This is a genomic window from Pseudomonas sp. IT-P4 (genome assembly GCF_949767755.1).
Classification (GTDB): domain Bacteria; phylum Pseudomonadota; class Gammaproteobacteria; order Pseudomonadales; family Pseudomonadaceae; genus Aquipseudomonas; species Aquipseudomonas monachiensis.
Window position 1 is genome coordinate 100,528 of sequence record NZ_CATKPX010000021.1, and the last position, 18,272, is coordinate 118,799.

Below are 18,272 nucleotides of genomic sequence, written 5' to 3' on the forward strand. Positions count from 1 at the left end.
GCCCCGGGCTGGCTCACTGTCGCTTCGTAATGGCTGGCTCACCCGCGCCATCGTCCCGTTCTTCTGGGTCGGCCTCTATATCATCGTCATCATCGTCGCTCGGAACCTGCTCCACACCTGCATCATCATCGTCCGGCGGTCGTTGGTCGCGGCTCAAGGAGTCGGTAGGCGACGGCAGCGGATACTCCGGTGTTTCATCAACGTCGGGGACTTTTCGATCAGTCTTCATAGCTCACCTCTCGTGTGACCTGAAATGCAGGCCACGACTTGGCGAGGAACGGGCGACGGACGTGTTCGTTCAGCTGGACAACCGGTTAATCAGCCAGCACGGCTCGATCAATCTTCGTCCTCTTCCTCATCGTCAAACTCGATATTTCCCACATCGCCCAAATCATCAGCATCGTTAAGCGGCACCGTCGCATCATCCATCAGCGACCCCGGATCTTCATTGCCGGGATCGTTGATAGACGGCAGTCCGCTCGGGCCCTTTTCTTCCTTGCCTTCGCTTTTCGCAGTCATGGGATGCCTCGCTTAACTAGTGATGCTTTTTGTGGTGCTTGTTCGAGTGTTTATAACCGTTACCGGAATGGGAATGACCGCTGTCACTCCCCAGATCATTGCCGACCGCACCACCGGCTGCACCACCGAGGCCTGCGCCGATGGCCGATCCGGTCGAGCCGCCAAGACTGTTGCCGACCACCGATCCACCCGCCGCGCCCAAACCACCGCCTACCGCCGCTTCGGTGCGACTGCGTTTGGGCGCGGCAATCGCACTGCCGGCCGCTCCGCCGACACCTGCACCAATCGCTGCACCCGTACTGCCGCCCACCTGGCCACCGACAACGTTGCCCAACACCCCACCAAGACCACCGCCTACCGCGGCATCTCCATTACCTCCCGCCAGCGCCACCTGAGAGACCAGCAATCCAAAAACAATCGCAGGCACCATCAATAGCCGAGCATTCAGGCTTCCGTTTTTTTTGCCGTTGGTTTCCGGGTTCATGGCACGCCTCGCATTCTTCCAGGGTATGGAAGATTTGAGTTGCTGCTGCGAGAAACGTTCATAAAAGAAAAAGCCCGGCATCAAGCCGGGCTCTTTTCAAATCCGTATCAGGATCAGTGGCGCTTGTGACCATTGGCCAGGTTGCTGCCTACGCCGCCGCCCAATGCACCGCCCAGGCCTGCACCGATGGTGGCACCGGACTTGCCGCCAAGGCTATTGCCGATCACCGAACCACCGGCCGCGCCGACACCGCCACCGATGGCAGCGCTGGTGCGATGGCCTTTTTTGGCGGCAACTGCGCTGCCCGCCGCACCAGCGACACCCGCACCAATCGCAGCGCCAGTGCTGCCGCCCATCTTCTGGCCGACCACATTACCCAATGCGCCGCCCAAGCCGCCGCCCAGCGCGGCAGTGCCGTCGCCAGCCATTGCACCTTGAGCAACCAGAAGCCCCAGAACCAGAGCGGGCAGTGTTAAACGCATGACATAAACCTCAAAAAATAGGGGTATACAAAAAGGGGGGCGAGATTGAATGCTTTTGCGCGGATAAAGTCCAGCACGCCGGTCCAACTTCGCGATTGGCGACGGTTGGACAGCGTTTACCGAAAAGGTTTTATCGCGGACAAAAAAAAGCCCGCTGGGGAAACGGGCCAGGTGTTGCTTTCTAACGGATGAGTCGAGATTAAGGAGGGCACTGTGAAAAGTTTGTGAAAAATCACCCCCTTCAAAAAAATGTCATAAAACTTATCAGGCATGAAAAACCCCGCTCTTTGACGGGGTCTGCCTCACGCTCGATTACTTCCGGACCGGTGCTGTCACCTTGGGTAAAAATTTGCCCTTCAGTACCCGGCACGCCCTGGTCTTGATTTTGTCGATCTCAGTCTGGTCCTCGCCGAAACTGGCCACATACTGGGTCTGACCACACCGCACGGAGTTGTTGATCGGAAATTCTGCGCCATCGTCCTCGATATATGGATCAGCCATCTCTTCACCCCTTTCAAAACGCGCGATCGACACCGGCAAGCCGTTTGCCTGAAAGAATATCAATCGCCAAGGTTTTTCAGACTAGCCGGTCACTAACGGACCTGCCGTTCTGATTTTCCCGTGACCGACGAATGGCTTCTGACCTTTCACCGCAACTTGACCGCCGTCCCGGTCACAAACACCACGACCATCCCGCCCTTGCCGGCCGGCATGCTGATCTCATAATCAAGCCCGACCACCGCGTCCGCCTGAATCGCCAGCGCCCGCTCCTTGATCTCGTCGGTGGCCTGAATGCGTGCTTCTTTCAATGCTCGCTCCAGTGTCTGGGAGCGCCCGCCGAAAAAGTCGCGCATCCCGGCAAACACGTCACGGACAACGTTGATCCCTTGCACCGACTCGGCGCTGACAATGTCCAGGTAGGCGGTAATTTGCCGGCCTTCGATGGCGTGGGTCGTGGTGATGATCATTGATGCTCCTTCCTGTTCAGATATTCAGCCAACGCATCAAACGCCGGCAAGGTAACGGGATCGTTGGCCGAGTTGCTGGCCACCGGGTGGGATGCGTAGCGGACGATGACCCCTCTCGGCCTTCGGGTCGACGTAGATGCGCTGTCCATGGACACCACGCGCCATGAACACCCCGCCCTCCTCTGAACTTTCAGTTGGATTTCGCCGGTACATCGCTGAAGTCATAGATGCCCTTAAAAAGATTCACGTGGATCCTGGAACAGGTATCCGGGTTTTTTCGGATGTAGACAACGTCATTTTCCACTGGCCCGCAGGTCGTGACCTTGGACGCGTCAGCGAGAACCGCATACCGGATTAAAGGATCAACTTGTGATGAAGCGAGCATGCCGGCTCCCATCAGGGTCCCGATGAAGAAGATCTTCAACCCTGGAACGCGTTCTTCGGCAGACGCGCCAATCGGCACACCAAACAACGCCTTCATCTGCCAACAGACGAGCATGCAAATGCTGATCAACAGCAGTGAAATGGGTACAGATAAAATGACACCACCGATTGTCGAGGCGTACCTGATATTTTCGACTTCAATTCCAGTGGTAGCGTTGATGGTTTTCTCCGCTACGATTTTACAAATGTAAAAAACGATTGCTGTGTAGGCTAGGGAGCTTGGCCATTTCTTTGCAAAAGCACTGATATTCTTGCGGTTGCAAAAAGCAAAATACCCACCACATGAAAATACAGTCGTAAAAATTAAAGCCGTCAGAGTCTCGTGCTCGAGAAACTGCGCAAGCCACACCGCAAAAATCAACACGGCAGCCTTGATCATGCTCTTTATTTCAATGCTCATTCTTGCGCAAAACCCTATTCAAAAACTGTGTCATGCATAGGAAGCAGCATATCGAGGCGCCCTCGCTCTGGCTGTAGGAGAGCTCCGCGAGTTGCGAAGGACCTTACGCTTGCTTCGTTTTGGCTTGGATATCGGCGCGATGATGTATTTGGGGCCGGATTGCGGAGTAGATGGGGCATACGAACGGGAACATGATCCGGCAGCATTTCCCTATCGCTCTTTTTCAGACGCCAAAAACCACAAACCCCCGACTTTCTCCAGGAAAGTCGGGGGTTTGTGTTTACAGAATTTGGCGGTGAAGGAGAGATTCGAACTCTCGATACAGTTTCCTGTATACACACTTTCCAGGCGTGCTCCTTAAGCCACTCGGACACTTCACCGTATCTCTTCAAACAAGTTCTGTCTGTCGAGGCGCGCTAATGTAGTCGAAAGCATTTCCGATGGCAAACATTTTTTTCAGAATTTTCATGCGGTTAACGCGATTCAGCGTTTCCGGTCGTTCCGGGCCATGGCAAACCGGCCAATCTCCGGCTTCATGCCCTCTTCTATATAGAGGGGAATGCGCAGCAGGCACGGCGGGCTACGCCTGGCGGGCGGGCAAAGGGTGACTGGCGGGTCAGTCACGGCGCTTTACCTGGCCTGCGGCGGTGGGTAACGTCTGCCCAACTTAATTGAAAGGAATAGCGTCATGAGTGAGTTGATTTCCTACCATCTCGAAGACGGTATCGCGACCCTGACCCTGAGCAATGGCAAGGTCAATGCCATCTCCCCGGATGTGATTGCCGAGTTCAACGCTGCGCTGGATCGGGCCGTGACCGATCGTGCGGTGGTGATCATTACCGGCCAGCCGGGCATTCTCTCTGGCGGCTATGACCTGAAGGTGATGACGGCCGGCCCCAGGGAAGCCGTGGCACTGGTGACCGCCGGCTCGACCCTGGCCCGCCGCCTGCTGTCGCACCCCTTCCCGGTGATCGTGGCGTGCCCGGGGCATGCGGTGGCCAAGGGCGCGTTCCTGCTGTTGTCGGCCGACTATCGCATCGGCGTAGAAGGCGCGTTCAGCATTGGCCTGAACGAAGTGCAGATTGGCATGACCATGCACCACGCGGGCATCGAGATTGCCCGTGACCGCCTGAACAAAGTGGCGTTGCAGCGCTCGGTGGTCAACGGCGAGATGTTCAATCCACAAGGCGCCGTGGCGGCCGGTTTCCTTGATGTCGTGGTTTCGCCTGAAGAACTGCAAGGCGCGGCATTGGCGGCGGCTCGTCAGTTGAAGAAGATCAACATGACTGCGCACAAGAACACCAAACTGAAAGTGCGCAAAGCGCTTCTGGAGGCCCTGGACAACGCGATCATCCAGGACCAGGAACATTTGGGTTAAGCCCGGATCTGCTGCAACGAAAAACCCGACCGTCGTGTCGGGCTTTTTCATACATGTCCGTGTTAAACGTCTGTAAACGCTCTAGACCGCATCTGACCAAATAGTCGGAAACATCAGCTCAAACATCGGCCACCTCCCACTTTCCTGGGAGCAATTGCCGAATACAGTGCACATCCGTACACTGCGCCACCTTTTGTCCCGGTGGGGCCTGTAGATGCTGTTTTTGTTCCGTATGTCATTGATGGGCCTGCACTTTATCGTGGCGGGCGTGCTGGGAGTGATTCTCGGCCTGTGTCGACCATTCAATCCGGATAACAGCCGCCTGTGCGCACGCCTGTACGCATGGCCGGCCATGTGTATTTTGCGTTTGCGGGTGAAGGCCGAAGTCGGGCCGTTGATGGATAAACCCGACAGTTGCGTGATCATCGCCAATCACCAGTCCAACTATGACCTGTTTGTGTTCGGCAACGTGGTGCCGCGCCGTACCGTGTGCATCGGCAAAAAGAGCCTGAAGTGGGTACCGTTGTTCGGGCAGTTGTTCTGGCTGGCCGGCAATGTACTGATCGACCGTGGCAATGCGCACAAGGCGCGCCAGTCGATGCTGACCACCACCCACACCCTGCAAAACAAAGACACCTCGATCTGGGTTTTCCCGGAAGGCACGCGCAACCTGGGTGAGGACTTGCTGCCCTTCAAGAAAGGCGCCTTTCAGATGGCCATTGCCGCCGGGGTGCCGATTGTCCCGGTGTGTGTCAGCAGTTACGTCAAACACATGCAATTGAACCGCTGGCGCAGCGGGAAAATCCTGATTCGCTCGTTGCCGGCGATCCCCACCGCCGGTTTGAGCCTGGACGACATGCCCCTGCTGATCGCCCAGTGCCGCGAGCAGATGCGTGAATGCATCGAATCGATGGACCGGCAACTGCAAGCCGCCTGAAAAACAAAACCCGCCTGGTGCGGGTTTTCTTTTGCCTGCGCATCTTTGCCCAGAACTCGGCAGATTTAACTGACTCTCAAACACTGCGAGGCTAAGCTGATCCACACTGCCATTGCATTTGCTGCCAATTGAAAGCTGCCATAAGAAGTGAACCACCATCATGGGTAGAGTTGTTGCTGCTGCGGTTTATAGCGCCGGTAAGAGAGTTACCAATATCACCCTTGACGAAGGCGCCGCCTGGGCGGCAAAGCCCGGGCATTTTGTCTGGATCGGCCTTGAGGAGCCGAACGCCGAGGAACTCTACAACCTGCAACGCCAGTTCAACCTGCACGAACTGGCGATTGAAGACGCCCTGGAAAAACACAGCCGACCGAAACTGGAAACCTTCGGCGATGCGCTGTTCATCGTGACGTATTCGCCCATCCGGGATGAAGGCAAACTCAAGTTCATCGAGACGCATATCTTTGCCGGCAATGGCTACATCATTACTGCGCGCAACGGTCACTCGGCATCCTACGCCCATGTCCGTCAACGCTGTGAGGCGCGTCCGCTATTGCTTGAGCACGGGGAAGATTTCGTACTCTATGCCATCCTCGATTTCGTGATCGAAAACTACCAGCCGATGGGCGAAGCCATTCACGCGGAGATCGATGAGCTGGAAGGCAATGTGTTGTGCGGCTCGCTGAATGACTACGACATCCAGAGGCTGCATGGCCTGCGCCGCGATGTGTTGCGCTTGCGTCGTTATGTGGCCCCGATGATCGAGATAGGAGAGGAACTTCAGAGACTGAGCTTCCCGTTCATCGACAAGAACATGCGCCCGTATTTTCGCGATGTGCAGATTCATGTAACGCGGCAGATGGAAGACCTGACGACGCTGGCGGATATTGCCAGCCAGACGATTGAAATCGGGGTGCTGCTGGAAGCCTCGCGCCAGAGCGTGGTGCAACGCAAGTTTGCGGCCTGGGCGGCGATCCTGGCCTTCCCGACGGCGGTGGCGGGGATCTACGGGATGAACTTCCAGAACATGCCGGAGTTGACCTGGCACTACGGGTATTTCGGGGTGCTGGGGTTTATTACGGTGGGTTGTCTGGGGTTGTGGGCGAGTTTCAAGAAATCGGGGTGGCTGTAGGGCTGTGTGTCTACATTGAAAACCGGGGGGACCCATTCGCGAGCAAGCCCGCTCCCACATTGGATCTCTGCAACACCAAAGAACCACTGTGGGAGCGGGCTTGCTCGCGAAGCTTTTAGCTTTTATAACGCTTTGGCTGCTGGCTTGTGCGCGACAAACCGCATCATCCACTCGGCAACCGTGGTGCCATGGTGTTCCTGTTCCAGACTCGCGATACCTTTGGAATAGACCTGCTCACCCAGTGCCTGCTGGCGAATTTCAAGCAGGGCGCGGGAGTAGTCGTGGATGAACTCCGGATGCCCCTGGAAGCACAGCACCTGGTCGTTGATGTGGTAGGCGGCAAACGGGCAGAAATCGCTGGAAGCGATGACCGTGGCGTTCTCCGGCAACGACGTGACCTGGTCCTGGTGGCTGATCAGCAGCGTCAGCTCTTCGCGCACAGGGCTCATCCATGGCGCCTTGGCGGCCAACTTGTAGTTGTGAGTGCCGACGCCCCAGCCTTGGGTCGCACGCTCGCTCTTGCCGCCGAGCAGCAACGCCAGCAACTGGTGACCGAAGCAGACGCCCAGCAACTTGTCGCCGCGCTCGTAGCGGGTCAGCAGATATTTCTTGAGGGTTTCGATCCACGGGTCGGTGCCGAAGGAGTCGGCCTTGCTGCCCGTCACCAGGTAGGCGTCGAACGTCAGGTCGTCGCTTGGGTATTCACCCTGCACCACGTTGTAGACGGTGAACTCGGCGGCAATCGGTTGCTGCGAAAACAGGTGTTTGAACATCTGCCCGTAGCCCTGATATTGGTCAACCAATTCCGGACGCAGGTGGTCGGTTTCCAGAATGCAGATGCGTAACGACATAAAAAATACCTGACACGTGATGGGAATAATGCACACCCCAGAGCCTGCCTTGAAACGCTGTGACAAGGCAAGCCCAGAAATGCATCATCTCCCCCTTAGAACGCCTCCCCTTTGGCGGCCTTCTCCAGCAGCAAGGCGGGTGGCGCGAACCGCTCGCCATACTGCGTGGCCAGATACTGGGCGCGGGCCACAAAGTCCTGCACGCCGTACTGGTTGATGAACTGCAGCGCACCGCCGGTCCAGGCGGCGAAACCGATGCCGAAGATCGAGCCAACGTTGGCATCCGCCGTCGAGGTCAACACCCCCTCCTCCACACAGCGTACGGTTTCGATGGCTTGCACGAACAGCAGGCGATCACGCACGTCCTTGGGCGAAATCTGCCCGTCGGCTTTCTCGAAGCGGGTTTTCAATTCAGGCCACAGGTGTTTCTGGCCGCCCGCCGGATACTCGTAGAAACCTCCGCCGCCAGCCTTGCCCGGACGCTTGAATTCATTGAGCAGCAAGTCAATCACGGAAAATGCCGGGTGTTCTGTCAGCGGTTTGCCTTCTGCTTGCAGGTCCTTGGCGGTTTGCAGGCGGATATGGTTCATCAGGCTGAGGGACACTTCGTCAGAGATCGCCAGCGGCCCTACCGGCATGCCGGCCTTGCGCGCTTCAGTCTCGATCATCGCCGCGCTCACGCCCTCGCCCAGCATGGCGATGCCTTCATTGGTGAAGGTGCCGAACACCCTTGAGGTGAAGAAACCGCGGCTGTCGTTGACCACAATCGGGGTTTTCCTGATTTGCAGGACGTAATCGAAGCCGCGTGCCAGGGTTTCGTCGCTGGTATTGGCGCCCTTGATGATTTCCACCAGCGGCATTTTTTCCACGGGGCTGAAAAAATGCAGGCCGATAAACTTGCTCTGGTCGGGCACGGCACACGCCAGGCCGCTGATCGGCAAGGTCGAGGTATTGGAGGCGATCACCGCGTCCGCGCCGACGACCTTCTGCGCGGCCAACGAGACCTTGGCTTTCAAATCTCGATCCTCGAACACGGCCTCGATGATCAGGTCGCAACCGGCCAGGTCGGCATCGCTTTCGCTGGTTTGAATGCGTGACAGAACGGTGTCGCGTTGCTCGATGCTCATTTGTCCGCGAGCGACCTTCTTGTCCAGCAGCGCCGCCGAATGCGCCTTGCCCTTCTCAGCCGCCGCGAGGCTGATGTCCTTGAGTACCACCTCGATTCCCGCCGATGCACTGACAAACGCGATACCGGCGCCCATCATCCCGGAACCGAGCACGCCGACCTTGCGGGTGATATAAGGCGCAAAACCTTGAGGTCGCGAGCCGCCAGCATTGATTTCGTTGAGCTGGAACCAGAATGTGCCGATCAGGTTCTTCGAGACCTGGCCGGTGGTCAGTTCGGTGAAGTAGCGGGTTTCGATCAGGTGCGCCGTATCGAAATCCACCTGGGCGCCCTCGACCGCCGCGCAGAGGACTTTCTCTGGCGCGGGCATCGTGCCCTGGGTTTTGCTGCGCAGGATCGAGGGTGCAATCGCCAGCATCTGGGCGACTTTCGGGTTTGACGGTGTGCCGCCCGGAATCTGGTAGCCCTTCACGTCCCAGCGCTGCACTGCCGCCGGATTGGCCAGAATCCATTCCCGCGCCTTGGCCAACAGGTCTTCGTGATCGCTTGCCAGCGCATCGATCAACCCCGCCTGCAATGCCTGTTGTGGCCGCACCTTCTTGCCTTCCAGCAGATAAGGCAGGGCTTTTTCCAGGCCGAGCATGCGCACCATGCGCACCACGCCTCCGCCGCCCGGCAGCAGACCGAGGGTGACTTCCGGCAGGCCGAGTTGCACCGACGGGTTGTCCAGCGCCACACGGTGATGACAGGCCAGGCAGATTTCCCAGCCGCCGCCCAATGCAGCGCCATTGATCGCGGCGACCACGGGCTTGCCTAGGGTTTCCAGGGCGCGCAACTGGCCCTTGAGGTTCAGCACCATGTCGTAGAAGGCCTTGGCCTGGGGTTTGCCGACCTTGATCAGTTCGTTGAGGTCGCCGCCAGCGAAAAACGTCTTCTTGGCCGAGGTGATGATCACACCGGCGATGCTGTCTTTGTCGGCCACCAGGCGCGCAACGCAGTCCGCCATGGCCTCGCGGTACACCGCGTTCATGGTATTGGCGCTCTGGCCCGGCATGTCGATGGTCAGGACGACGATCTGGTCCTGGCCTTTTTCGTAACGAATAGCTTCGTTCATAACTGGATTCCTTGAAGTCCGGGCTCAGAGGCGTTCAATGATGGTGGCAATGCCCATGCCGCCGCCGACACACAGGGTCGCGAGGCCATAGCGCAGGCGTCGGGCTTCCAGTTCATCGAGCAGCGTGCCGAGAATGGCGCAACCGGTGGCGCCCAGCGGGTGGCCCATGGCGATTGAACCGCCATTGACATTGACCTTGTCCGGATCGACGGCCATGTCCTTGATGAATTTCAACACCACCGACGCGAACGCCTCGTTGACCTCGAACAGATCGATGTCTTCGACCCGCAGCCCGGCCTTGGCCAACGCCTTGCGGGTCGCTGGCGCGGGGCCGGTAAGCATGATGGTCGGATCGGTGCTGGTGACTGCCGTGGCGACAATCCGCGCCCGGGGCTGCAAGCCCAGAGCCCGCCCCTTGGCTTCGGAGCCGATGAGCATCAGCGCCGCACCATCGACAATCCCGGAGCTGTTGCCGGGGGTGTGAACATGGTTGATCCGCTCGACATGGCTGTAGACCCGCAGCGCGGTGGCATCGAAGCCCATCTGCCCCATCATCTCGAAACTCGGCTTGAGCTTGCCCAGGCCTTCCAGGGTCGAATCGGCGCGGATGAACTCATCGTGATCGAGCAGGATGATGCCGTTCTGGTCCTGCACCGGCACCAGCGATTTGTTGAACGAACCGTCGGCTCGCGCCCGCGCGGCCTTCTGCTGGGAATGCAGCGCATAGGCATCGACATCCTGACGGCTGAAGCCTTCAAGGGTGGCGATCAGGTCGGCACCCACGCCCTGTGGCGTGAAGTGACTGTGCAGGTTGGTCGCCGGGTCCAGCGCCCAGGCCCCGCCATCGCTGCCCATCGGCACCCGGGACATCGACTCGACACCACCGACCACCACCAGGTCTTCGAAGCCTGAACGCACTTTCATCGCGCCGAGGTTCACAGCCTCCAGCCCCGAAGCACAGAACCGGTTGATCTGTACCCCCGCCACGCTGACATCCCAATCGGCCACTTGAGCGGCGGTCTTGGCGATGTCGGAACCTTGATCGCCAACCGGTGTCACGCAGCCGAGCACCACGTCATCGACCTGACTGGTGTCCAGTGCCGTGCGCTGCTGCAGTGCGGTGAGCAAACCGGCCACCAGGTTCACCGGTTTGACGCTGTGCAAGGCGCCATCAGCCTTGCCTTTGCCACGGGGCGTGCGTAACGCGTCGAAAATCAATGCTTGGGTCATGACGTCCTCGAACCGCAGTGCAGGTGGGTAAATACCGAGTGCCCACTCTTGGCCCGAGCCGCGTTTGATTCAATGACCGCAGCGCTCACAGACGTTGACGCTCACGCTCAGACGAACGGTAGTCAGCTACCATTCAGGACACCAAGCTGTCTAGCCAACGGGCGCCAAAGAAGCTGGCAATATGCCTCATGCCTTTTTAAAAGCGAATCGCAAGAACACCATACGAAATGGATCTAAGCCAAGCTTAACGCGGGCTCTAAGGTGAACTTGTACGAAGTTGTCGTCGGGTTTTGCCGAGGCGCTCGTCACTACAGGAAGTGCAACGCGCTGCCATCATGGAGCTATGCGGGCAGGCATCAGGAAATAACAAAAAAGGCGGTCAAGCCATGTTCAAACAATCGAAAGTTCGTCAAGCCGGGCTCATCCTTTTCGCCACCACGCTGTTGTTGATATTGCCGAACCTGACCAAGGTCATCGGCTAGTCGCGTCTAAAAGATACGGCGTCACAGTTTTTGAATTGCCACTCTCAAAATGTGACTGGCCCGCTACCCGGGCCAGCGTGGCTGTGCCAATCTTTGCGGCACCTGCACGACATGGACGGCGATCACTTGAAAATGCTCATTCTGCTTGGGGCCACGCTGTTCGGCTCGCCCCTGTATGCCGCACAACTGAACCTGGAGCTGGGCGCGAACAGTCGCACCTGGCAGACCGAGCAATTGCTCAAGCATCCTCAGGTCCAAACCATCAACATCAGCAACGACGTTTCCTACAAGCGGGACATGAGTTACCGCGCCGTGCCGCTGTCCGCACTGCTGGACGGCATCAAGCCTGAAGACCACCTGCAGGCCGTGGCGCTGGATGGCTTTGCCGCCGAAATGACAGCCGCGCCGTTGCTCAAAACCCAGGGTGCACAGGCGTGGCTGGCGATTGAAGACCCAGCCAAACCCTGGCCACCGCTATCGGAAGGCAAGCCGGGCGCCGGACCGTTCTATCTGGTCTGGAGCAATCCGCAGGCAGGCAATATCAGCCCCGAACAATGGCCGTTCCAGGTGGCAAGCATCAAACGCCTGGCGCCCGTCACCGAGCGCTTCCCTGCCCTGCTGCCCGATCCGGCATTGAAGGCGGATGATCCGGTGAACAAGGGCTTTGCGTTGTTCCAGAAGAACTGCCTGGCCTGCCATCGACTCAATGGCGCCGGGGATGCGCAATTCGGGCCGGACCTGAATATTCCGTACAACCCGACCGAGTACTTCGGCGCGGACTTCCTCAAGCGCTACATTCGCGATCCACAAAGTTTGCGTCAGTGGCCGCAGGCGAAGATGCCCGGGTTCCCGGCCGAGGTGTTGCCGGATGGGGATCTGGGGATGCTGGTGGGGTATTTGCAGCATATGGTTGGGCGCAAGGTTAAGCCCTGACACACGTCCTCGTAGGAGCTGCCGCAGGCTGCGATCTTTTGATCTTTATTATGAAAATCAAAAGATCGCAGCCTGCGGCAGCTCCTACAAGGGTGATCCATCAGATTATTGCTGCTGCACAGAAATCACCGGCACCGGCGTCGGTGAAACCAGCACCTTGGCGTGCATCTGCTCACACCCGCCGCCCCGGCGCATCCCGCGCACCGGGCAGGCATCCAGGTAATCCAGGCCCACCGCCAGTTTCAGGTGCCGCTCCGGTCGCGCCAGTTCGTTGGTCACATCGAAGCTGTACCAGGCGTCATCCAGCCAGGCTTCCGCCCAGGCGTGACTGGCCAGATGTTCGCTGTTCTCGCTGTACAGGTAGCCCGACACATACCGCGCTGGAATGCCCAGGCTGCGGGTGCAGGCGAGAAACGCGTGGGTGTGGTCCTGACACACGCCGGAGCCTCCGGCAAAGGCCTGGGCCGCGCTGGTATCCACTTCCGTGGAGCCCGGCGTGTAGGTCATATGCTGGTTGAGGCCGTGCATCAGATCGATCAGCGCCGTGCGGTCGCGGCGTTGCTTGCATTCCTTCTCGGCAAACGCCCGCAGGGCGGCGTCGGCTTCGGTCAAACGGGTAAAGCGCAGAAACGGCAGTGCCGACTGGCTCTCGTGTTCGGCCTCACGCCATTCGTCGATATCGACCTGGCCACGGGCGCCGATGATGATCGCCTCGTGGGGCTCGTCCATGGTCAGCACATGCAGGATGTTGCCGAACGGATCGAGCTGCGCCCGCACCGGACGCGGCAGGTCGAGCTGCCAGCTGAGCACGTGCTGGCGCTCGCTGTCGTGGGGAGTCAGGCGCAGATACTGGATGCTCGCCCGCACCTTGTCTTCGTAGTGATAGGTGGTCTCGTGGCTAATGGAAAGTCTCATGCGGCCTCCAGATAAGAACTGTGAATCGCGTTACCCAACTGGCGCACCAGCGGGATGAACTCGGTCAGCCAGGCGTGCAGGCCTTCTTCGAGAATTTCATGGATGCCGGTGTAGCGCAGGCGTGCGTCCATTTCCGCCGCCAGGCGTTGTGCGGGACGACCGTTGGCCCCCGGCAATTGCGCGAGGATCTGGTCGATTTCTTCGGTGCAGGCGCGCAGGGATCGCGGTACATCGGCCCGCAGCAACAGCAATTCGGCAACATGCCGGGCGCCGGGGGCGTCGCGGTAGATTTCCGTGTAGGCCTCAAACGACGACAACGCCCGCAACAACGCGCTCCATTGGTAATACGCGTGAGCGGTGCCATCGCTGACCGCTTCGGCCTGGTCGCCGGCCATTTCGTAGCGGGCATCGAGCAGGCGCAAGGTGTTGTCCGCCCGTTCGATAAAGGTCCCCAGACGAATGAAGCGAAACGCATCGTTACGCATGATGGTGCCGTAGGACGCGCCCCGGAACAGGTGGGAACGTTCCTTGATCCACTCGCAGAAACGGCTCATGCCGTAGCGACTTAGGCCTTGTTCGGCGATGCCGCGAATTTCCAGCCAGGTGGCGTTGATGTTTTCCCACATGTCGGCGGTGATGCGCCCACGTACCGCATGGGCGCTGGCACGTGCGGCACCAAGGCAGCTGTAGATACTCGCCGGGTTGGCCGCATCCAGGGCAAAGAAATGCAGCAGGCGTTCGGCATGCAGCTCGCCATGGCGCTCCAGGTAATCGTCCAGGGTGCCGGTGATCAACAGCGGCATGGCCAGTTCGTGCAAACCGTCGCCGCGACCGTCCTGCGGCATCAGCGACAGCGAATAGCTGATATCGAGCATCCGGGCGAGGTTTTCCGCCCGCTCCAGATAACGTGACATCCAATACAGATCCGAGGCAGTTCTACTTAACATGACAGGCTTCCTTTAATCCTCGACCACCCAGGTGTCCTTGGTTCCGCCACCCTGGGAGGAGTTGACCACCAGGGAGCCTTCGCGCAAGGCGACACGGGTCAAGCCGCCGGGCACGACCCGGGTTTCACGACCCGACAGGACAAACGGCCGCAAGTCGATATGGCGTGGCGCAATGCCGTTTTCGACAAAGGTCGGACAGGTCGACAGCGACAGCGTCGGTTGCGCGATATATGCATGGGGCTTGGCGATGATCCGCGCGCGGAAAGCTTCGATTTCCGCCGCCGTCGCCGCCGGCCCCACCAACATTCCGTACCCGCCGGAGCCTTGGGTTTCCTTGACCACCAACTCTGGAAGGTTGGCCAGCACGTGGGAAAGCTCAGAGGGATTACGGCATTGCCACGTAGGAACGTTCTTCAGGATCGGCTCTTCATCGAGATAGAAACGGATCATGTCGGTAACGAACGGGTACACCGACTTGTCGTCCGCCACCCCCGTGCCGATGGCATTAGCCAGCACCACGTTGCCGGAACGGTAGGACGACAGCAGCCCCGGCACGCCGAGCATCGATTCCGGGTTGAATGCCAGCGGGTCGAGGAACGCATCGTCGAGGCGACGGTAGATCACGTCGACGGCTTTCGGCCCGTCGGTGGTTCGCATGTAGACCTTGTCGTCACGCACGAACAGGTCCGCGCCTTCCACCAGCTCCACGCCCATTTCCCGCGCCAGGAACGCATGCTCGAAGAACGCACTGTTGAAGCGCCCCGGCGTCAGCACCACCACGCTCGGGTTATCGATCGGGCTTGAGCTTTTCAGGGTATCGAGCAGCAGGTTCGGGTAGTGGTCGATGGGGGCAATGCGTTGCGCCGCGAACAGCTCGGGGAACAGGCGCATCATCATCTTGCGGTCTTCGAGCATGTAGCTGACGCCGCTCGGTGTTCGCAGATTGTCTTCAAGAACGTAGTAGGTGCCGTCGCCGTCGCGTACCAGGTCGACGCCGGAGATGTGCGAATAGATATCGCGGTGCAGATCCAGCCCTTGCATCGCCAACTGGTACTGCTCGTTGGCCAGCACCTGCTCGGCCGGAATGATGCCGGCCCTGATGATGCGCTGCTCGTGATAAAGGTCGGCGAGGAACATGTTCAACGCCTTGACCCGCTGGATGCACCCGCGCTCGACTATCCGCCATTCGCTGGCGGGGATACTGCGGGGGATGGTGTCGAAGGGAATCAGGCGCTCTGTCCCTTGCTCATCACCGTAGAGCGTGAAAGTAATCCCGGCGCGATGAAACAGCAGATCGGCCTCGCGTCGCCGTTGTGCCAGAAGCTCGTCAGGCGTCTCGGCCAGCCAACGGGCAAACTCCCGATAATGCGGGCGGACCTGGCCGCCGGCATCGTACATCTCATCAAAATAGGTGCGGATCATGCCGTACTCCTTGTCACTCGGACGTCCAGACCTTCGCAAGGCCCGTGCCATCGGCATAAACGCTTAAATTTCAATCAGTTGGGTAATCAACGCGCACGCGCCGCACCAATCCTGTGCGGTAAATGCCCCAACCTGATCGCCCCCGCTTCATTGCAAGGCGTGGTGGTCGCCTATCACCAGCATAGCCAGAGTTGATTTCACTGCCCGGCAACGGATGCGGATAATCCAGGCATTCGCTGAAAAGCTCACCGAACTTCCCTTTTAGCCGCCTGCCCTGGCGGCTTTTTTTTGGTGTCCAGCGCCCACAAATGAAAACGGCCAACCCGAAGGTCAGCCGTCATTGCTGGTTGTCACTGTTCATAAGGTTATGCGAGTCGCCCTCGTACCTCCTGTTTCACACCCCAGCCTTCGATAATGCCGCCCAGAGGCTCGACCACTGCTTCGAAACCCTGTTCGAAGTCGCCGATATCGTCGTAGGTGGCATACATGACCTTGCACAGTTCCAGCGCCCAGGCGCCGTCGTCGCGCACACTGACTTGCGCATCCAGGGATTCACCACGGTGGAAATGACCTGCCGCCCTGCGTGCCCGCTCCTCGTCCGGGAAAATGGCGTAGAACTCGATGGGATGAAACCGGGAAAAGTCAAAACCGCCTTCTTTCATGCGGCGCAGCACACTGCTGCTGATGTCTTCTTGATAGGCTGTGCTCATGAAACGTCCTCCTCAAAACGATGGATAGACTTTCCGTACTCCCTCACCCGCAACCGAACAGCGCGAGCGACGGCAAACGATGTGCCGGCGGGAAACAAGCATGGAGCTGACAAGACCAGACCTTAGCGATTCATTCGCTGATCTCGCTTGCAGAGTAGCCTCAAGATAGAGCCTCTGCCAAGGCCTGGATGTGAATGCGACAGGTATCGTTCAGATTGGAGTAATGTCGAGGATTTGAATGCTGTTCTGCGACTTGAGCTCTTTGACGCTCGCGTCATTGGTCCGCCCTTCCAGATCGTTCAGATCCAGTTCGGCGGCGACAGGAAGAAGCCGGGCCTTGATGAGCTTGGCAGCACGCTCGTAGTCCGGGCGCTCGGTGCACTCAAAGACTTCGTCGATGGTTTCGCCATGATCATCCACGAAAGTGACTTTCCACTTTTGCATTGGTGCCTCCTCGATAAAACCCATGGATGGGCTTACCTCTATCTCGACCTTGTTAGCTGACTAATTGTTCCGCCGAGTCAAACACGTCGACGGATGTGAAAATCACTCTCAACACCCTTTGTAACCCGCCAAGCGCAAACCATGTGGGAGCGGGCTTGCTCGCGAAAGCGGTGTGTCAGCCAGCTTGATTTCAGCTGACCGTCCCTCTTCGCGAGCAAGTCGGATCGCCGCACCGCCGCTCCCACAGGTTTTGTGTTTCAGCCTATCAGTCGTTGCTTGGCTTGTTCACCGCCTGCAGCACGTACTGAGGCAAGGCGAAGGCGCCGATGTGGATTTCAGGATTGTAGTAGCGGGTGACTATGCCGCTGCCCGTGAAGCGCTGTTGCAGGGTTTCGCGGGACAACTTGCGATAAGCGGTATTGGTGGCGCCCCAGGCGAAGGTCATCGAGCCACCGATGTAGGTCGGCACGGCGGCCTGATAGAAGTGCCAGTCCGGGAACAGGCTGCGCAGGCGACCGGCGGTGGTCTTCACTTCTTCGATCTGCATGAATGGCGTGCCGTTCTGGGTCACCAGGATGCCGCCTTCGTTCAGGCAGCGGTGGCAGGCCTGGTAGAAGTTTTCCGAGAACAGTACTTCACCCGGGCCGATCGGGTCGGTGGAGTCGGAAATGATCACGTCGAACTTTTCAGTGGTGGTGGCGACGAAACGCATGCCGTCGTCGATCACCAGGTTCAGGCGTGGATCATCGAACGCGCCCTTGGAGTGATTCGGCAGGAATTCCTTGCACATGTCGACCACGGTGCCGTCGATCTCGACCATGGTGATGTGCTCGACGCTGCGGTGCTTGGCCACTTCACGCAACATGCCGCCGTCACCGCCGCCGATGATCAGCACGCGCTTGGCCGCACCGTGCGCCAGGATCGGCACGTGGGTCAGCATTTCGTGGTAGATGAATTCGTCGGCTTCGGTGGTCTGGATCACGCCGTCCAGCGCCATCACGCGGCCCATGCGCGGATTTTCGAAGATCACCAGGTGCTGGTGCTCGGTGCGCACTTCGTGCAGCAGTTTTTCCATGCGAAAACGCTGGCCGTAGCCTTCGTAGAGGGTTTCCAGGTAGTCGCTGGTCGGGGTGTTGCTCATGGGAAGTGCTCCGATGAATGCGGGTGGCAACGGACGGTTACCCGCCCATGATGGCCAATCGAGTGTCTCGATTGACCGGGAAAGGCGCGCATTCTACGTCGCGGAACATGACAGGTCGAACCCCACTTGTTCGACTTGCCACAATCCTGTGGGAGCGGGCTTGCTCGCGAAGCAGGCAACTCGGTTTGTCGGCGAACCGCGTAATCGTTCTTC

20 protein-coding genes, 1 tRNA gene and 1 pseudogene are annotated in these 18,272 nt (G+C 58.9%); 4 read left to right on the forward strand and 18 right to left on the reverse strand.

Going from position 1 to position 18,272, the window contains the following annotated elements; translation table 11 throughout:
* Positions 1–13: 13 nt before the first annotated feature.
* From ACM6IT_RS05830 to ACM6IT_RS05870, 9 genes and pseudogenes are all read right to left on the reverse strand, one after another.
* Positions 14–229 carry a hypothetical protein gene (locus tag ACM6IT_RS05830; RefSeq protein ID WP_056721873.1) on the reverse strand — a complete coding sequence of 72 codons (216 nt, stop codon included), beginning with the start codon at positions 227–229 and terminating at the stop codon, positions 14–16.
* 107 nt (positions 230–336) lie between these two features.
* Positions 337–519, reverse strand: a complete 183-nt coding sequence (locus tag ACM6IT_RS05835) for a hypothetical protein (RefSeq protein ID WP_056721871.1) — start codon at positions 517–519, stop codon at positions 337–339.
* 16 nt (positions 520–535) lie between these two features.
* A complete protein-coding gene (locus ACM6IT_RS05840; protein ID WP_082562897.1) occupies positions 536–1,003 on the reverse strand; it encodes a YMGG-like glycine zipper-containing protein in 468 nt (155 codons plus the stop codon).
* A 113-nt stretch (positions 1,004–1,116) separates the two neighbouring features.
* Complete coding sequence (locus tag ACM6IT_RS05845; RefSeq protein ID WP_007988063.1) at positions 1,117–1,485, reverse strand: hypothetical protein; 369 nt, start codon at positions 1,483–1,485, stop codon at positions 1,117–1,119.
* Between the two features lie 312 nt (positions 1,486–1,797).
* Positions 1,798–1,986, reverse strand: a complete 189-nt coding sequence (locus ACM6IT_RS05850; RefSeq protein ID WP_056722301.1) for a hypothetical protein — start codon at positions 1,984–1,986, stop codon at positions 1,798–1,800.
* Positions 1,987–2,132: 146 nt separating this feature from the next.
* Positions 2,133–2,453: a YbjQ family protein gene (locus ACM6IT_RS05855; RefSeq protein ID WP_414914670.1), complete on the reverse strand. Its 321-nt coding sequence runs from the start codon at positions 2,451–2,453 to the stop codon at positions 2,133–2,135.
* Positions 2,450–2,627: pseudogene (locus tag ACM6IT_RS05860) on the reverse strand (6-aminohexanoate hydrolase); the annotation flags it as partial. The pseudogene ACM6IT_RS05860 and the gene ACM6IT_RS05855, both read right to left, overlap by 4 nt.
* 16 nt (positions 2,628–2,643) lie before the next feature.
* The gene (locus ACM6IT_RS05865) at positions 2,644–3,297 is read right to left on the reverse strand and encodes a hypothetical protein (protein ID WP_156385704.1); all 654 of its coding nucleotides are present in this window, start codon (positions 3,295–3,297) and stop codon (positions 2,644–2,646) included.
* Between the two features lie 290 nt (positions 3,298–3,587).
* A tRNA-Ser gene (locus tag ACM6IT_RS05870) sits at positions 3,588–3,677 on the reverse strand.
* A gap of 308 nt (positions 3,678–3,985) precedes the next feature.
* Between ACM6IT_RS05870 and ACM6IT_RS05875 the strand changes: the two genes are divergently transcribed.
* From ACM6IT_RS05875 to ACM6IT_RS05885, 3 genes are all read left to right on the forward strand, one after another.
* The gene (locus tag ACM6IT_RS05875) at positions 3,986–4,675 is read left to right on the forward strand and encodes a crotonase/enoyl-CoA hydratase family protein (RefSeq protein WP_008048453.1); all 690 of its coding nucleotides are present in this window, start codon (positions 3,986–3,988) and stop codon (positions 4,673–4,675) included.
* Positions 4,676–4,889: 214 nt separating this feature from the next.
* Positions 4,890–5,612, forward strand: coding sequence for a lysophospholipid acyltransferase family protein (locus ACM6IT_RS05880; protein WP_056721863.1), 723 nt, complete (start codon positions 4,890–4,892; stop codon positions 5,610–5,612).
* A 160-nt stretch (positions 5,613–5,772) separates the two neighbouring features.
* Entirely contained in the window at positions 5,773–6,744 is a 972-nt protein-coding gene (locus tag ACM6IT_RS05885) for a magnesium and cobalt transport protein CorA (RefSeq protein WP_056721861.1), read from the forward strand.
* A 122-nt stretch (positions 6,745–6,866) separates the two neighbouring features.
* Here ACM6IT_RS05885 and ACM6IT_RS05890 read toward each other — a convergent pair whose 3' ends face one another.
* The 3 genes from ACM6IT_RS05890 to ACM6IT_RS05900 all read right to left on the reverse strand — a co-directional run bounded on the left by ACM6IT_RS05890 (position 6,867) and on the right by ACM6IT_RS05900 (position 11,065).
* Positions 6,867–7,595 (reverse strand): amidotransferase, encoded by a 729-nt coding sequence (locus tag ACM6IT_RS05890; protein ID WP_414914668.1) that lies wholly within the window; start codon positions 7,593–7,595, stop codon positions 6,867–6,869.
* A 95-nt stretch (positions 7,596–7,690) separates the two neighbouring features.
* Positions 7,691–9,835 (reverse strand): 3-hydroxyacyl-CoA dehydrogenase NAD-binding domain-containing protein, encoded by a 2,145-nt coding sequence (locus ACM6IT_RS05895; protein ID WP_414917688.1) that lies wholly within the window; start codon positions 9,833–9,835, stop codon positions 7,691–7,693.
* A gap of 24 nt (positions 9,836–9,859) precedes the next feature.
* Positions 9,860–11,065, reverse strand: coding sequence for an acetyl-CoA C-acetyltransferase (locus ACM6IT_RS05900; protein ID WP_056721855.1), 1,206 nt, complete (start codon positions 11,063–11,065; stop codon positions 9,860–9,862).
* Between the two features lie 593 nt (positions 11,066–11,658).
* Here ACM6IT_RS05900 and ACM6IT_RS05905 point away from each other — a divergent pair.
* Positions 11,659–12,480: a c-type cytochrome gene (locus ACM6IT_RS05905; RefSeq protein ID WP_056721853.1), complete on the forward strand. Its 822-nt coding sequence runs from the start codon at positions 11,659–11,661 to the stop codon at positions 12,478–12,480.
* Between the two features lie 105 nt (positions 12,481–12,585).
* On the opposite strand, the gene ACM6IT_RS05910 is transcribed toward ACM6IT_RS05905, so the two are convergent.
* The 6 genes from ACM6IT_RS05910 to speE all read right to left on the reverse strand — a co-directional run bounded on the left by ACM6IT_RS05910 (position 12,586) and on the right by speE (position 18,059).
* Complete coding sequence (locus ACM6IT_RS05910) at positions 12,586–13,395, reverse strand: transglutaminase family protein (protein WP_056721851.1); 810 nt, start codon at positions 13,393–13,395, stop codon at positions 12,586–12,588.
* Positions 13,392–14,342 carry an alpha-E domain-containing protein gene (locus ACM6IT_RS05915; RefSeq protein ID WP_007971901.1) on the reverse strand — a complete coding sequence of 317 codons (951 nt, stop codon included), beginning with the start codon at positions 14,340–14,342 and terminating at the stop codon, positions 13,392–13,394. Before ACM6IT_RS05915 ends, ACM6IT_RS05910 begins: the two co-directional genes overlap by 4 nt.
* A gap of 12 nt (positions 14,343–14,354) precedes the next feature.
* Positions 14,355–15,764 carry a circularly permuted type 2 ATP-grasp protein gene (locus ACM6IT_RS05920; protein WP_056721849.1) on the reverse strand — a complete coding sequence of 470 codons (1,410 nt, stop codon included), beginning with the start codon at positions 15,762–15,764 and terminating at the stop codon, positions 14,355–14,357.
* 365 nt (positions 15,765–16,129) lie between these two features.
* Positions 16,130–16,474 carry a ribonuclease E inhibitor RraB gene (locus ACM6IT_RS05925; RefSeq protein ID WP_007971898.1) on the reverse strand — a complete coding sequence of 115 codons (345 nt, stop codon included), beginning with the start codon at positions 16,472–16,474 and terminating at the stop codon, positions 16,130–16,132.
* Between the two features lie 210 nt (positions 16,475–16,684).
* Positions 16,685–16,918 carry a hypothetical protein gene (locus ACM6IT_RS05930; protein WP_056721845.1) on the reverse strand — a complete coding sequence of 78 codons (234 nt, stop codon included), beginning with the start codon at positions 16,916–16,918 and terminating at the stop codon, positions 16,685–16,687.
* 265 nt (positions 16,919–17,183) lie between these two features.
* Positions 17,184–18,059 carry a polyamine aminopropyltransferase gene (gene speE, locus ACM6IT_RS05935; RefSeq protein ID WP_056721843.1) on the reverse strand — a complete coding sequence of 292 codons (876 nt, stop codon included), beginning with the start codon at positions 18,057–18,059 and terminating at the stop codon, positions 17,184–17,186.
* Positions 18,060–18,272 lie beyond the last annotated feature (213 nt).

What these genes read in the sequence shown, in the direction of transcription:
- ACM6IT_RS05830 (WP_056721873.1), bottom strand. Translation starts at nt 229, where the DNA reads ATGAAGACTGATCGAAAAGTCCCCGACGTTGATGAAACACCGGAGTAT.
- ACM6IT_RS05835 (WP_056721871.1), bottom strand. Translation starts at nt 519, where the DNA reads ATGACTGCGAAAAGCGAAGGCAAGGAAGAAAAGGGCCCGAGCGGACTG.
- ACM6IT_RS05840 (WP_082562897.1), bottom strand. Translation starts at nt 1,003, where the DNA reads ATGAACCCGGAAACCAACGGCAAAAAAAACGGAAGCCTGAATGCTCGG.
- ACM6IT_RS05845 (WP_007988063.1), bottom strand. Translation starts at nt 1,485, where the DNA reads ATGCGTTTAACACTGCCCGCTCTGGTTCTGGGGCTTCTGGTTGCTCAA.
- ACM6IT_RS05850 (WP_056722301.1), bottom strand. Translation starts at nt 1,986, where the DNA reads ATGGCTGATCCATATATCGAGGACGATGGCGCAGAATTTCCGATCAAC.
- ACM6IT_RS05855 (WP_414914670.1), bottom strand. Translation starts at nt 2,453, where the DNA reads ATGATCATCACCACGACCCACGCCATCGAAGGCCGGCAAATTACCGCC.
- ACM6IT_RS05865 (WP_156385704.1), bottom strand. Translation starts at nt 3,297, where the DNA reads ATGAGCATTGAAATAAAGAGCATGATCAAGGCTGCCGTGTTGATTTTT.
- ACM6IT_RS05875 (WP_008048453.1), top strand. Translation starts at nt 3,986, where the DNA reads ATGAGTGAGTTGATTTCCTACCATCTCGAAGACGGTATCGCGACCCTG.
- ACM6IT_RS05880 (WP_056721863.1), top strand. Translation starts at nt 4,890, where the DNA reads ATGCTGTTTTTGTTCCGTATGTCATTGATGGGCCTGCACTTTATCGTG.
- ACM6IT_RS05885 (WP_056721861.1), top strand. Translation starts at nt 5,773, where the DNA reads ATGGGTAGAGTTGTTGCTGCTGCGGTTTATAGCGCCGGTAAGAGAGTT.
- ACM6IT_RS05890 (WP_414914668.1), bottom strand. Translation starts at nt 7,595, where the DNA reads ATGTCGTTACGCATCTGCATTCTGGAAACCGACCACCTGCGTCCGGAA.
- ACM6IT_RS05895 (WP_414917688.1), bottom strand. Translation starts at nt 9,835, where the DNA reads ATGAACGAAGCTATTCGTTACGAAAAAGGCCAGGACCAGATCGTCGTC.
- ACM6IT_RS05900 (WP_056721855.1), bottom strand. Translation starts at nt 11,065, where the DNA reads ATGACCCAAGCATTGATTTTCGACGCGTTACGCACGCCCCGTGGCAAA.
- ACM6IT_RS05905 (WP_056721853.1), top strand. Translation starts at nt 11,659, where the DNA reads ATGGACGGCGATCACTTGAAAATGCTCATTCTGCTTGGGGCCACGCTG.
- ACM6IT_RS05910 (WP_056721851.1), bottom strand. Translation starts at nt 13,395, where the DNA reads ATGAGACTTTCCATTAGCCACGAGACCACCTATCACTACGAAGACAAG.
- ACM6IT_RS05915 (WP_007971901.1), bottom strand. Translation starts at nt 14,342, where the DNA reads ATGTTAAGTAGAACTGCCTCGGATCTGTATTGGATGTCACGTTATCTG.
- ACM6IT_RS05920 (WP_056721849.1), bottom strand. Translation starts at nt 15,764, where the DNA reads ATGATCCGCACCTATTTTGATGAGATGTACGATGCCGGCGGCCAGGTC.
- ACM6IT_RS05925 (WP_007971898.1), bottom strand. Translation starts at nt 16,474, where the DNA reads ATGAGCACAGCCTATCAAGAAGACATCAGCAGCAGTGTGCTGCGCCGC.
- ACM6IT_RS05930 (WP_056721845.1), bottom strand. Translation starts at nt 16,918, where the DNA reads ATGCAAAAGTGGAAAGTCACTTTCGTGGATGATCATGGCGAAACCATC.
- speE (WP_056721843.1), bottom strand. Translation starts at nt 18,059, where the DNA reads ATGAGCAACACCCCGACCAGCGACTACCTGGAAACCCTCTACGAAGGC.